Genomic DNA, 13497 nt, shown 5'->3' with positions numbered 1-13497 from the left:
TAATCGGCACTTTTTTGATGGGACTTTTCGTATCTATAACATGGCAGTGGCTAAATTTCCTGAACAATATGTTCGGCGGTGGGTGACTACCCCGCGGGAGCGGCCATCCATACACTCCAGTCATCGATCACGCGGCGGGTATGTCGATCCCCGCCCGACACTGACAGGAGATGACCATGACTGCGCCCTATACCCACCCCGCCGAGGTGATTCACTTTGTTTCCGGCGAACCGTATCAAGGCAACGGCGAGCGGTCGCAGGCCGTGTTCAATCCTGCTACTGGCGCGGTCGCGCGCCAGGTTCGACTGGGCACGGCGCAGGACGTCGATGTAGCCGTCGCATCCGCCGCCGCAGCGTTTCCGAAGTGGGCCGATACCCCGCCGATTCGCCGGGCGCGCGTCATGTTCAAGTTCCTCGAACTGATGAACCGGCACAAGGACGAACTTGCCGCGATCATTACCGCCGAGCACGGCAAGGTGCTCAGCGATGCGGCCGGTGAAGTCAGCCGCGGCATCGACATCATCGAATTTGCATGCGGTGTTCCCCAACTGCTCAAGGGCGACTTCACCGACCAGGTCTCCACCGGCATGGACAACTGGACGCTGCGCCAGCCGCTGGGCGTTGTGGCAGGCATCACGCCGTTCAATTTCCCTTGCATGGTGCCGTGCTGGATGTTCCCGGTCGCCATCGCCACCGGCAACTGCTTCATCCTGAAGCCAAGCGAGCGCGATCCTTCGGCATCGCTCTTCATGGCCCGCCTGCTCAAGGAAGCCGGACTGCCCGATGGCGTTTTCAACGTCGTGCAAGGTGACAAGACGGTGGTCGACGCCCTGCTCCATCACCGGGAGGTCAAGGCCGTGAGCTTCGTCGGCTCGACGCCGATTGCGAACTACATCTACGAGACGGGCGCGCGGCTCGGCAAGCGGGTGCAGGCCCTGGGCGGTGCAAAGAACCACATGGTGGTCATGCCCGACGCCGATATCGACCAGGCCGTCGATGGACTGATCGGTGCCGCATACGGCTCGGCGGGCGAGCGCTGCATGGCCATCTCCGTGGCCGTGCTCGTCGGCGACGTGGCGGACAAGATCATGCCGAAGCTGGAAGCGCGCGCACGGGAACTCATCATCAAGAACGGCATGGAAGCTGACGCCGAGATGGGCCCCGTCGTGACCGGCCAGGCGCTCGAACGCATCGAGAACTACGTGGCGCTCGGCGTGCAGGAAGGCGCGAAGCTTGTTGTCGATGGCCGCAACTACAAGGTGCCCGGCCATGAGCAGGGGTTCTTTACCGGCGGAACGCTGTTCGACAACGTCACTCCCGAAATGCGTATCTACAAGGAAGAGATCTTCGGCCCCGTGCTGTCGTGTGTGCGCGTAGACGATTTCGCGCAAGCGGTAAAGCTGGTCAACGAGCACGAGTTCGGCAACGGCGTGGCCTGCTACACGCGGGATGGGCAAGTGGCGCGCGAATTCGCCCGTCGTATCGAAGTTGGCATGGTCGGCATCAACGTGCCGATCCCCGTGCCGATGGCGTGGCACGGCTTCGGCGGCTGGAAGCGCTCGCTGTTTGGCGACATGCACGCCTATGGCGAGGAAGGCGTCCGGTTCTACACCCGGCAGAAGAGCATCATGCAACGCTGGCCCAACGACACCGCGCGCGGCGCCGAGTTCGCCATGCCCACTGCAAACTGATGTCGTCTGCCTAAACGATCGCATCGTCCATGTCTATCCAGGCGGGACGATGCGCTCCCCATCGAAAAACCGGCACATTGGCCTGCGTCTACTTCCACTCCCCCTTCTCCTTTTCCTCCCCCTTCTCCGACCCCGCTCACGCGTGGCTGCTCGCGCAGGTGCGCGCCATGGTGCCTGGCGACTGATTGTTCGGCTGAAAGCAAAACGAAAGCCATCGACAGATAACGATAGGCAATCTTATTCGTTGGCATCCCGCACACCCGCGCCTACGATGGCGCCTTCTTAAGTGTTGCACGGCTGAAATCGCGCGCTCCGGTCACGCGCTGACCAATCCGCGCTGCAGCGCTGTTTTAAGCATCGAGAAGACATGACGCGCGACGGGATTGACCGCATTGGGACGTGCCCAAAGGTAATAGGTGACATCGGGCAACCGCGGCAGGCCGTCGGCTTCGCCGAGGATGCGCATGTCCGCCGCCAGCAGGTCGATGCTGCGTGCGGTGATGCCCAGCCCGCCGCGCAGCGCCGCCTTGATGCCGATCAGGCTGGGCGCCAGATACGCAATGCGCCAGGGCACGCCGGCCTGCGTCAGCGCTTCGAGCGACAGCTTGCGAAACAGGCTCGGCTCGTCGGCCAGAATCAACGGCACCGCCGTACCACGCTCGTAGACGAAATCCGCCGAGCAGACCCAGATCGTCGGGGTGGTCCGCAGCACGATGCCGTCGAGCGTGTTGTCTTCGCGCGTGGAAACCGTCAGGTCGATCTCGCCGCGTCGCAGGGAATCCATCAGGAATGGGCTTCGCCCCACGTGGATCTCCAGCCGCAGGGCGGGAGAGGATCGCGCGATGTGCGACAGCAGCCCCGGCAGGATGGTGTCGGCCACGTCATGCGGCGCGCCGATGCGGAGGGAGCCAGTCAGGTCGCCCTCGCGCAACATGCGCAGGGCTTCGTCGTTGATCGTCAGCAACTGCCGCGCGTACTCCAGCAGCTTCTTGCCATGACGCGTCAGGTGCTTGCCACGCCCCTGGCGTTCGAACAGCGGCAGCCCGATCTGCTCTTCCAGCCGCTGCATCTGCTGGGTCACGGCCGATTGGGTGCGCTGCACGGTTTCGGCGGCAGCGCCAAAGGTCTCGTGGTCGGCGATGGCCACCAGGGTGCGAAGCAAGTCCAGGTCAAGATTACGCATTCATTAGACCTGCTAATGGATTTTCGTTGCGCATTAAGTGGTTTTCAGGACAGGTGTTCATTACAGTGAAACTCGACACACCGTTCTACCCGTCAAAAACAACGATTGCAAGGATTGATCGCAACATGTCCATCGCACAACAGCGCCAGGCAGCCGTCGGAGACACCATTGAATCCATTAGGAACATCGTAGACAGGGGCGGCGTGACTCGCGCCAGTCTGGCCGATGTCCTGACCCATGTGGAAGACCTGGCCGCGCACACCGAATTCTGGGCCGAGGCCGATTACCCGCCCCCGGAGCCCGGCGAGCGCCAGGCGCGCTACCTCATCGCCGAGGATCCGGACAAGACCTACGCGCTTTACCTGAACGTCATGCGCCCCGGCAAGCGCATTCCGCCGCACAACCACACCACATGGGCCTGCGTGGCCGGCGTCAGCGGCGTGGAATTCAACGACGTCTACGCGCGCACGGACGATGGCAGCCAGCCAGGCGTGGGCACGCTCGAGCACTCGCGCACGGTAGAGGTGGGGCCGCGCCACGGCATCGCCCTGCTGCCGGATGACATTCACTCGGTCGAGATCCGCGGTGACGACGTCATCCGCCACCTGCATATGTACGGCCGCGCGCTGGAAACGCTGACCGACCGGCTGACGTTCGACCTCGAGACCGGACGCTGCCAGATCATGAACATGGGCGTACAGACCCGCCGGTAACCACAGCCGCCTGAGGGGGGCCTGCGCCAGACAAGGCCGCCCCCCGACTCCTGACACAGCACGCCGAATTTTCCTCTCTGCGGAGAGGACGGCCCCCTATCGCCCGGAATTTCATGAGCCATCCACACCACACCGCTGTCGACGCCGCCACCCTGAAAGGCTGGCTGCACGATGCCGACGAAATCGCGCTGTTCGACGTGCGAGAGCACGGCCAATACGGCGAAGGCCATCCGTTCTACGCCGTGCCGCTGCCATTCAGCCGCCTGGAACTCGATGTCGGGCGACTGGCGCCGCGCACTGACGCGCGCATCGTGCTGGCCGACAATGGCGACGGCGTGGCGCAAGCCGCCGCCAGTGCGCTGGCGCGGCTCGGCTACACGGCGCTGTTCGTGCTCGACGGCGGCATGCCGGCATGGCAGGCCGCCGGCTACACCCTCTTCGCCGGGGTCAACCTGCCTTCGAAGACGTTCGGCGAACTGGCCGAGCATCACTACGGCACGCCGCGCGTCTCGGCGGCCGAGCTTGCCGCGATGCAGGCCGGCCCGAACGCCCCGGTTGTGCTCGATGGCCGCCCGATCAGCGAATTCCGCAAGATGAACATCCCGGGCGCCATCTGCTGCCCCAATGGCGAGCTGGCCTATCGCCTGCGCGATCTGGTGCCCGATCCCGCCACGCCGATCGTCATCAATTGCGCGGGACGCACGCGCAGCATCATCGGCGCACAGTCGCTGATCAACGTCGGTGTCAGCAACCCGGTCTACGCGCTCGAAAACGGCACGCAGGGCTGGTATCTGAACGACTTCACGCTCGAACACGGCGGCACGGCCCGGTATCCGGACAACGCCACCCCGCGCGACCTCGACGCCGCGCGCCATGCCGCACAGTCGCTGGCCGCGCGCTTCAACGTGCCGCACATCGCTGCGGCGCAGGCCATCGGCTGGCTGGCGGACCGGTCGCGCACCACCTACCTGTGCGACGTGCGCACAGCCGAGGAATTCGCTGCGCAGACCCTGCCCGGCGCGCAGCACACGCCGGGCGGCCAGCTGATGCAGGCCACCGACCAGTACGTCGGCGTACGCCGGGCGCGGTTGGTGCTGTTCGATGCGGAAGGCGTCCGTGCGACGGTGGTGGCGAGCTGGCTGCGCCAGATGGGCCACGACGCCGTGGTCCTCGATGGCGGGCTGCAGGCCGGGCTGGCGGCCGGCGTCAAGGCCGCGCAAGGGCCCACGCATGGAGCGATCTCGCCGGAGGCCGTCAGCGTTGCGGCACTGGCCGCCGGTCTCGTGGACCGGTCGATGCTGGCCATCGATCTGCGCGGCAGCATGAGCTTCCGCGCCGGCCATATCGCCGGGAGCCAGTGGACCACGCGCGCGCGGCTCGCGCATGACCTGCATGGCGTGCCGCACGACACCACACTGGTGCTCGTCGGTGATGCCGATGGCGACGATCCGGCTGACATCGCCGTGCGCGACCTCCATGCGCTCGGCTATCCCGATGTGCGGCGCCTGCAAGGCGGCCTGCACGCATGGCGCGCCGCTGGCCTGCCGACCCATCAGGGCGCCGACACGCTGCCCGATGCGTGCTGCATCGACTACCTGTTCTTCGTCCACGACCGCCACGACGGCAACAAGGCCGCCGCGCGCCAGTACCTGGCGTGGGAAACCGGCCTGATCGCGCAGCTGGACGCGCAGGAACTGGCCACATTCCACTTCCCGCCCATCGCCTGATTTCATCTCACCCCTGCACCGCCGCCCTAAACCTGCCATATAAGAACGAGGTCGCCCCATGTCACGCCCGATGTCATCCCGTCTTTCGCAGTACCTGGTTGCAGCACTCGCCGTCACCGCCGCTGTCACGACGAGCCTTGCGTCGGCACAGCAGCCGCTGGCCCCGGTGAATGGCTTCCCGACGCAGCCGCTGCGCATCGTGTCGCCCTTCCCTGCCGGCGGTGGCAACGACGCCGTTTCGCGCGTGGTGGCCACGCGCCTGTCGCAGGTGCTGGGCCAGAGCGCCGTCATCGACAACCGTGGCGGCGCGGGGGGCAACATCGGCACGCGCTATGCGGCGGAATCGAAGGCGGACGGCTATACGGTGCTGACCTCGCAAGTGTCGATCATGGCGGTGAACCCGACGCTCTATCGCTCGCCCGGCTTCGACCCCGTCAAGCAGTTCATCCCGGTCACGCAGATCAACGCGGCACCGCTGGCTATCGTGGTATCGGCCAACGCCCCGTGGAAGACCTTCGAGGAGCTGGCCACCCAGGCCAAGGCGCAGCCACAGAAGATCACTTACGCCACGCCCGGCAACGGCACGCTGTCGCATCTGGTGGGCGTGGTGCTGGACAAGGACAGCAACGTGTCGCTGCAGCATGTGCCGTACAAGGGCGCGGGGCCGGCCATCAACGACCTGCTTGGCGGACAGGTGGATGTGCTGATCACGTCGACCTCCTCGGTGGCGGGCTTCATCCAGACCGGCCGCATGCGGGCATTGGCCGTCACCAGCCCGCGCCGTCTCGGGGTATTCACCAAGGTGCCGACGCTTGAAGACCTGGGCTATCGCAATGCACGATTCGAGGACTGGTACGGCTTCTTCGTGCCGGCCGGCACGTCGCCGGAACGCGTGGCGCTGCTGAATCGCGCCATCGTGCAGGTGCTGCAGATGCCGGACGTGGTGAAGACAATCAACGAAGGCGGCAGCGACGTGGTGGGCAACACGCCGGAGGCCTTCGCGGCGCAGTTGAAGCTGGACATCTCGCGCTGGTCGCAGATCGTCAAGCTCTCCGGCGCGCACGTCGACTGACCCCCGATCCGGCATTAGCACAACAGGGCACGGTCCTTGCGACGTCCCGTACAACCATGAGCCATCCCCCCAGGCCAACCATGACACCATCGCTTCCTACCCGCCTTGCCCATGCCGGACGCACATATGCCGTGCAAGGCGGCCAGCCCGTGAACCCGCCGGTGGTGCGCGCCAGCACCGTCCTGTTCGATTCCGTGGCGCAGCAACGCGAAATGCGTGCGCGCCGCGATACCGAGCGGCTGTTCACCTACGGCGCGCGCGGCAATCCGACCAACTTCGCGCTGGAAGACATGGTGACCATGCTCGAGGGCGGCTATCGCACGCGGCTGTTTCCCTCGGGGCTGGCCGCTGCCGCGATGACCATCCTAGCCTACGTGCGGCCGGGACAACATGTGTTGCTGCCCGATTGCGTCTACGAGCCCGTGCGCAACCTGGCCAACGGCTTCCTCCGCCAGCACGGCATCGCCACTGATTTCTATGCGGCGGATGGGTCCGATCTCGACGCGAAGCTGCGGCCCGAAACGCGACTGGTCTATGTGGAAGCGCCCGGCTCGCTGGTCTATGAGATGTGCGACCTGCCGGCACTGGCCGCCCGTGCCCACGCCCATGGGGCGCTGGTTGCGGCGGACAACACCTGGGGTTCTGGCCTGCTGTACCGGCCGCTGGAACTCGGCGCCGATATCTCGCTGATGGCGGCCACCAAATATCTCGGCGGCCATTCCGACGTGATGATGGGCACCGTCTGCACCACCGAGGCGGCGTGGCCGGAACTGGCGACGATGGCCGATGCGTTCGGCATCACGGTGAGCCCGGACGACGCGTATCTGGTGCAACGCGGCATCCGCACGCTCGGCGCCCGTCTGGCACAGCATCAGCAGAGTGCCCTCGCAGTGGCCCACTGGCTGCTCGATCGCCCCGAAGTGGCCGACGTCTTCTGCCCTGCCCTGCCGCACGATCCCAACCATGCCCTCTGGCAACGCGACTGCCACGGCACCAACGGCCTGCTGTCGTTCACGTTGCGCTCGCAGGCACCGGTGGCGCCGGAGCGGTTCGTCGACAGTCTCACGCTGTTCGGCATCGGCGCCTCCTGGGGCGGCTTCGAGAGCCTGGCCGTGCTGGCCGACATGCGCCGCGCGCGCAGCGTCACGGACTGGGCCGCCCATGGCACCGTGATCCGCCTGCACATCGGCCTGGAAGGCGTGCCCGACCTGCTGGCCGACCTCGACCAGGCCTTCGCCGCGATTGCCGATATAGCCGATCTACCCCTCACACATCAGGAGTCTTCCCATGCCCATCATCGGTGACTGGCTGCGCCAGCAATCCGGCCCGGCCCGCACCAGCGGGCAACTTCCCGTTGGCTCGATGGCCTCGGGGATGTCCGTCACGCTGCCCTATGTCGCGGTGCGCGGCGCACAACCGGGCCGCACGCTATGGCTGCACGGCCAGGTGCATGGCGACGAAATCAATGGCATGGTGGCCGCGCTGCGCTTCGCGCGCAGCCTCGATCCCGCCACCCTGCGCGGCAATGTCGTGGTGACGCCCACGGGCAATCCGCAAGCGCTGGACGCGCGCCGCAAGCGCAATCCCTACGACGAACTCGATCTCGACCAGACATATCCGGGTAACGCCGGTGGACTCGTCTCGGAACGTCTCGCCCATGCCCTGATGAGCGAAATCCGTGGCGTGGCGGACGTGCTGATCAACCTCCATACGATGAACCCGCTGTTCGACGCGCGGCCCTACACGGTCTACAAGGTGCATCCGGACAGCCGCGTCACCGAGGCCGATGTACTGGCCGCAATGGCGCCGTTTCATCCGCATGTTGCCTGCCAGCAGGACGTCGGCGGCAAGGGCGAACTTCCCGGCAATATCGCTGGCGCGCTCGACTATCAGTGCCTGGCCGCGGGCGTCTGCGCGTTCATGCTCGAACTGGGCAGCGGCAGCCGCTTCGAGGCCGACAACATCGCAGTGGCGGAAACCGGCTTCCACACACTGGCCGTGCAGATGGGCATCCTCGATGCCACGCCGGACAGACCGGCCAAGCCGGCTGCCACCAGCCTGCGACGCGTCAAGCGGCGCGGCTGGATCACGGCCGACGAAGGGGGCCTGTTCCTCCCGGCGGCGCGCGCGGGCGATCTGGTGCCGGAAGGCGCATCGATTGGCGACACGCTGAAGCTCGACGCGTCGCTCACACCCGTGAAGCCGCTATCACGCGATGGCGTGCTGATCGGCCTGCGTAGCGATCCCGTCGTCCATACCGGCGAGCGCCTGGCGTTCGTGGCCTGGGAATGGGACACGGTGTCGATTTCCTGACTTGCAGCGTCCCGCCATGCGGCGAAGTGAAGTTTTACTGGTTGACCGGAGTTTGATCATGTTTGCACGCGCGTTGCGCCTTCTCGTTCCCTTCCTTGCCGTCACCGCGCCGCTCGCCGCCCATGCGGCCTGGCCCGATGCATCGAAGCCAATCCGCGTAGTGGTGGGCTTCCCGCCGGGCGGCGGCGCCGATGCGCTCGCGCGCGCCATTGCGCCCGCGCTGTCGGAGCACCTCAAAGCCAATGTCATCATCGACAACCGTCCCGGCGCGGGCGGACTGATCGCCACGGATCTGGTCGCGAAGTCCGCGCCGGACGGCTATACGCTGTACGTCGCCACGCCGGGCTCGTTCACGATCTGGCCGAACCTGCGCAAGCTGAACTACGACCCGCAGAAGGACTTCGCACCGATCAGCGTGCTGGTCACGATGCCCAATGTGCTGGTCACAGGCGCCGATGCGCCCTACAAGGACGTACACGGCATGCTCGCGGCCCTGCGCAGCGCCAATGGCAAGTTCTCGTACGCGTCGGGTGGCAACGGCACCATCGGCCAGATCGCGGCCGAGCAGTTCAAGATGCTGACGGGGCTGCAGATGCAGCATGTGCCGTACAAGGGCACCACGCCCGCGCTGACCGATGTGATGGGTGGCATCGTGCCGATCACGTTCTCGGATCCCTCGGCAAAGCCGCTGATCGCCTCGGGAAAGCTGCGTGCGCTGGCCGTGACCACCGCCACGCGCTCGCCGCAGTTCCCCGGCGTGCCGACCGTCGCGGAATCGGGCGTTCCCGGTTATGACGTCACCAACTGGTACGGGCTGGTGGCGCCCGCCGGCACGCCGGCCGAGGTCATCGCGCAGTTGAACAAGGCACTCGTGAAAGTGATGGCCGATCCGGACATCCGACAGCGTCTGGCGGTTTCCGGCATGGACGCCACGTCGGACACGCCGCAGCAGTTCGCCAAGCTGCTGAATACGGAGCGCGCCAAATGGGGCGACCTGATCCGCAAGGCTGGCATCCAGGGCGATTGAGACCGTGACGATTCGCCGCTACCCGCAACTGGCGCATTGGGGCGCCTTCACGGCAGTCGTGGAAGACGGCCGGTTGATCCGCTGCGAGCCATTCGCGGCGGATCCCAACCCCTCGCCGTTGCTCGAATCGATCGCGCCGATGGTCTACTCGCCCACCCGCATTCGCACGCCGATGGTGCGGCGCGGCTGGCTCGACAAGCGCGAGGCTGCCGATGGCCACGCACGCGGACGCGATGACTTCGTCGAAGTGTCGTGGGATGTGGCGCTCGATCTCGTCGCCAGCGAGATTACGCGGGTCCGCGACGCCCATGGTCCGTCCGGCGTGTTCGGTGGATCGTACGGCTGGTCGTCGGCAGGCCGGCTGCACCATGCGCGTTCACTGATCCGCCGGTTTCATTTCAGCGGCGGCGGCTGTGTCGATCAGGTCGGCAACTACAGCTGGGGCACGGCGCAGTTCCTGTTGCCGCATGTGATTGGCACTGACCGCCCGCTGACCGGCCGCGTGACCGCATGGCCCAGCCTGATCGCGAACACCGAGATCTTCATCGCCTTTGGCGGGCTGGCGCTCAAGAATGGCCAGGTCTCATCCGGCGGCGCGGCCGAGCACACGCAGGAAGGCTGGCTGCGCAAGCTGGCTGCCAGTGGCGCCACGGTCATCAACATCAGCCCCACCCGCGACGACTGCCCCGACTTTCTTGGCGCCGAATGGATTCCGATTCGCCCGAACACCGATGTTGCGCTGATGCTCGCGCTGGCCTACGAGTTGCGCCGCGCCGATGCGCACGACACGGCGTTCCTGCAGACGCACTGCAGCGGCTGGGCTGAACTCGAAGGCTATCTGCTCGGACACAGCGACGGCTCGCCAAAGACACCGGCCTGGGCCGCTGCCATCACTGGCATTCGCGCGGAGCGCATCGAACAACTGGCGACGCAGCTCGCGGGCAAGCGTAGCTACATCACCTGCAGCTTTGCCGTGCAACGCCAGCACCGCGGCGAGCAGCCGTACTGGATGGCCATTGCGCTGGCGGCCATGCTCGGCCAAATCGGCCTGCCCGGCGGCGGCTTCGGCTTCGGCCATGGGTCCATGAACGGCGTCGGCAATCCGCGCGTGGCCACACCGGGGCCGGAGATGCCGGTCGGGCGCAACCCGGCCCAGCTGGACATTCCCTGCGCGCGGCTCTCGGACATGCTGCTCCATCCGGGCACCCCCTATCGCTTCCGCGGCGAAACCCGCCACTACCCCGACGTGAAGCTGATTCACTGGGCCGGCGGTAATCCGTTTCATCATCACCAGCAGCTGTCGCGGCTGCGTGAGGCGTGGGCGCGGCCACAGACCGTCATCGTCCAGGACATCTGCTGGACTGCCACGGCGCGCCATGCGGACATCGTGCTGCCCGTCACCACGGCGCTCGAGCGCAACGACATTGGCGGATCGTCGCGCGATCGATACGTGCTGGCGATGCATCAGGCCATTGCGCCGCTGCATCAGGCGCGCAGCGATCTCGACATCTTTACCGATCTGTCGGACCGGCTGGGGTACCGCGAAGCCTTCACCGAGAACCGCGACGAGAAGGGTTGGCTCGCCGCCATCTACGCGCGATGCCGGGACGCCCAAGCGCAGGCCGGCATCGAACTCCCGGCATTCGAGCAGTTCTGGCGCACCGGCTACGTCGCGCTGCCGCCGCCGACGGAGGACTTCGTGCTGTTCGACGATTTCCGTCACGACCCCGCCGCGCATCCCTTGCGCACGCCGAGCGGCCGCATCGAACTCGCCAGCCCGACCCTCGGGACCCTGTCGGACGATTGCGGCACGCATCCGAACTGGCAACCGCCCGTGGAATGGCTTGGCGCCCCGGCGGCCGACACGTATCCGCTGCATCTCGTTTCCGTCCAGCCCGCCGATCGGCTGCACAGCCAGCTCGATCCTGCGCCGCTGGCGCAAGCCGGGAAGATTGCGGGGGCGGAGCGGATTACGCTCCATCCCGGGGATGCGGCGGCGCGCGGATTGCATCCCGGCATGCGGGTGCGCGTACACAACGCGCGGGGCGCGCTTTCCGCCGGACTGGCGATCAGCGACGGCGTCACGCGCGGCGTGGCCGTGATGGCCACCGGCGCCTGGTACGACCCCGATCCGGATGGCGTGGACCGCGCCGGCGCCGCAAATACCCTCACGCTGGACATCGGCACATCAGACCTGACGCAGGGACCGAATGCCATGAGCTGCCTGGTGGAGGTGTCGCGGGATAGCTGAAGCTGCGGCGCCTCGTCAGTCCTGGATACTTCGTTGCCGTCGGCATTCCAGGCCCCTAGTTGTCGTTGACTGTCAGTTCCTTGTCGGCCGAGTCGACGACGAACACAGCCAGCAGCTTCGCGGGCTTTGTCTTGCTTGCATTGCGGCTTACCGGATGACGTGAACCCGGCGTCTCGAAGAAGCTCTCCCCCGCCTTGTACACACGTTCCGGCTCGTCATTCACCTTGCTCGCAATGCTGCCCGAGACGACATATGCATAGATGAACGACGACTTGGCGTGGCGCAAGGCCGGTCGCCGCACAGGCGCGTTCGGTCGAGACGGCCTGGACGAGCCCTTGATCGTGGCGGCGCTGGACGCGCTGACCAGGGTGTGGGGCTAGCATCGGCGCACTGTTGCGGGATGCATTTCGCATCATGTGCTGCCGCGCGGCACGACCTCGAAGCCCAGGTCTTCCGTCATCGGTTGCGCGCGCTCGTCCTCCTGCCGGGACACGATCAGCTCCGCACTCCGGACGCCGATGCGATAACGAGGAAAACGCACCGTTGTGATGGGCGGCACCATATGTTGCATGAGGTCGTTGTCGTCCGACCCCGCGATGGCAATATCCCCCGGCACGCGCAAACCACGGCGCGTGCACTCGAGGATGGCGCCGGCCGCAAGCACGTCACCGGCCAGGAACAGGGCCTGTACCGAGGTGTCCCGGCGCATAAGTTCCGCTAGTGCATGGCTGCCGTTTTCCAGGCCCTCGCCCACTTCCAGCACCATCGCCGGATCGATCTCGATGCCCGCCGCGCGCAGTCCGTCGAAAAAGCCGTCGCGCCGCTCGCGCAAACGCTCGTTATCGCTGATGGGAAGACTGGCAAATCCAAACCTGCGATATCCCCGCGATAGCAGATGGTTCGCCATGGCCCGCCCCGCTTCCCGATTCGAGTAACTGACGGCCATATCGATCGGCTGCGTCGTCAGGTTGCCGGTTTCCACGCAGGGCACGCCGGCATCCTGGAGCAGGTGGCGGGCCGCTTCCGTATGCGTGGTGTTGTGCAGGATGAGGCCACATGGCCGCTGGGACAGGTAGGCCGAGATCAACGCTTCCTCGCGCTCCAGCGAATACCCGCTGTCCGAAATCATCAGGTGCAGGCCGTGGCGCTGCAGGACATCGGAGATGCCCTGGATCGTCTCCGCATATAGCGCGTTCCTGAGGCTGGGAACGATCAACCCGACCAGGCTGGTGCGCCGCGAAGCCAGGCTGCCGGCCACGCGATTGGGTACATAACGCACCGCGCGGATGACGGACTGCACCTGCTCGAGGGTCTCGGGCTTCACGAGGTGCGGCGCGCTGAGGACACGCGAGACGGTCATCGGCGAGACGCCGGCCAGGCGTGCCACCTCCTTCATGGAGAGTTGCCCCGTCGGCTGGGGCTGCGTTGGGTCAACTGGGGCAGACATTGAGATAGTGGACGTTAGACCGCTTGCGGCTTTCGCAGTGTAGCAGCAAGGTTTATCGGGAAATCGCTTATAT

General features: G+C 66.1%; 10 protein-coding genes and 1 pseudogene. 8 read left to right on the top strand and 3 right to left on the bottom strand.

The genetic code is table 11. The features are described 5' to 3' along the window. The first annotated feature begins 176 nt into the window (after positions 1-176). Positions 177-1691 carry a CoA-acylating methylmalonate-semialdehyde dehydrogenase gene (locus tag AC1DFU_RS05560; protein ID WP_092293591.1) on the top strand — a complete coding sequence of 505 codons (1515 nt, stop codon included), beginning with the start codon at positions 177-179 and terminating at the stop codon, positions 1689-1691. Positions 1692-2007: 316 nt separating this feature from the next. Here the strand turns inward: AC1DFU_RS05560 and AC1DFU_RS05555 are convergent, their stop codons facing one another. Continuing rightward, positions 2008-2874, bottom strand: a complete 867-nt coding sequence (locus AC1DFU_RS05555; RefSeq protein WP_092293593.1) for a LysR substrate-binding domain-containing protein — start codon at positions 2872-2874, stop codon at positions 2008-2010. Positions 2875-2999: 125 nt separating this feature from the next. Here AC1DFU_RS05555 and AC1DFU_RS05550 point away from each other — a divergent pair, with 125 nt between their 5' ends. The 7 genes from AC1DFU_RS05550 (at position 3000) to AC1DFU_RS05520 (ending at position 11977) form a co-directional block, all read left to right on the top strand. Beyond that, entirely contained in the window at positions 3000-3587 is a 588-nt protein-coding gene (locus AC1DFU_RS05550; RefSeq protein ID WP_092293595.1) for a cysteine dioxygenase family protein, read from the top strand. 113 nt (positions 3588-3700) lie between these two features. After that, complete coding sequence (locus AC1DFU_RS05545; RefSeq protein ID WP_441591333.1) at positions 3701-5314, top strand: rhodanese-like domain-containing protein; 1614 nt, start codon at positions 3701-3703, stop codon at positions 5312-5314. 70 nt (positions 5315-5384) lie between these two features. After that, positions 5385-6386 (top strand): Bug family tripartite tricarboxylate transporter substrate binding protein, encoded by a 1002-nt coding sequence (locus AC1DFU_RS05540; RefSeq protein ID WP_441591332.1) that lies wholly within the window; start codon positions 5385-5387, stop codon positions 6384-6386. 80 nt (positions 6387-6466) lie between these two features. Further along, positions 6467-7690, top strand: coding sequence for a cystathionine beta-lyase (metC, locus tag AC1DFU_RS05535; protein WP_441591331.1), 1224 nt, complete (start codon positions 6467-6469; stop codon positions 7688-7690). Continuing rightward, positions 7674-8699 carry a M14 family metallopeptidase gene (locus AC1DFU_RS05530; protein WP_441591330.1) on the top strand — a complete coding sequence of 342 codons (1026 nt, stop codon included), beginning with the start codon at positions 7674-7676 and terminating at the stop codon, positions 8697-8699. The genes metC and AC1DFU_RS05530 overlap by 17 nt, the downstream gene beginning before the upstream one ends. A 58-nt stretch (positions 8700-8757) precedes the next feature. Beyond that, a complete protein-coding gene (locus AC1DFU_RS05525; protein WP_441591329.1) occupies positions 8758-9726 on the top strand; it encodes a Bug family tripartite tricarboxylate transporter substrate binding protein in 969 nt (322 codons plus the stop codon). 4 nt (positions 9727-9730) lie between these two features. Further along, on the top strand, positions 9731-11977 hold the full coding sequence (locus AC1DFU_RS05520; protein ID WP_441591328.1) for a molybdopterin-dependent oxidoreductase: 2247 nt from the start codon (positions 9731-9733) through the stop codon (positions 11975-11977). Positions 11978-12032: 55 nt separating this feature from the next. Here the strand turns inward: AC1DFU_RS05520 and AC1DFU_RS05515 are convergent. After that, positions 12033-12257 (bottom strand): annotated as a pseudogene (locus tag AC1DFU_RS05515) (cupin domain-containing protein); the annotation flags it as partial. A 132-nt stretch (positions 12258-12389) separates the two neighbouring features. Next, positions 12390-13373, bottom strand: coding sequence for a LacI family DNA-binding transcriptional regulator (locus AC1DFU_RS05510; protein ID WP_177219895.1), 984 nt, complete (start codon positions 13371-13373; stop codon positions 12390-12392). Positions 13374-13497 lie beyond the last annotated feature (124 nt).

The organism is Cupriavidus sp. 10L45 (genome assembly GCF_056395225.1).
This window is presented reverse-complemented; position numbering and strand designations above follow the sequence as displayed.

Bases quoted from the DNA above. Each gene is read 5' to 3' on its own strand.
- AC1DFU_RS05560 (WP_092293591.1), top strand. From the start codon at position 177: ATGACTGCGCCCTATACCCACCCCGCCGAGGTGATTCACTTTGTTTCC.
- AC1DFU_RS05555 (WP_092293593.1), bottom strand. From the start codon at position 2,874: ATGCGTAATCTTGACCTGGACTTGCTTCGCACCCTGGTGGCCATCGCC.
- AC1DFU_RS05550 (WP_092293595.1), top strand. From the start codon at position 3,000: ATGTCCATCGCACAACAGCGCCAGGCAGCCGTCGGAGACACCATTGAA.
- AC1DFU_RS05545 (WP_441591333.1), top strand. From the start codon at position 3,701: ATGAGCCATCCACACCACACCGCTGTCGACGCCGCCACCCTGAAAGGC.
- AC1DFU_RS05540 (WP_441591332.1), top strand. From the start codon at position 5,385: ATGTCATCCCGTCTTTCGCAGTACCTGGTTGCAGCACTCGCCGTCACC.
- metC (WP_441591331.1), top strand. From the start codon at position 6,467: ATGACACCATCGCTTCCTACCCGCCTTGCCCATGCCGGACGCACATAT.
- AC1DFU_RS05530 (WP_441591330.1), top strand. From the start codon at position 7,674: ATGCCCATCATCGGTGACTGGCTGCGCCAGCAATCCGGCCCGGCCCGC.
- AC1DFU_RS05525 (WP_441591329.1), top strand. From the start codon at position 8,758: ATGTTTGCACGCGCGTTGCGCCTTCTCGTTCCCTTCCTTGCCGTCACC.
- AC1DFU_RS05510 (WP_177219895.1), bottom strand. From the start codon at position 13,373: ATGAAGGAGGTGGCACGCCTGGCCGGCGTCTCGCCGATGACCGTCTCG.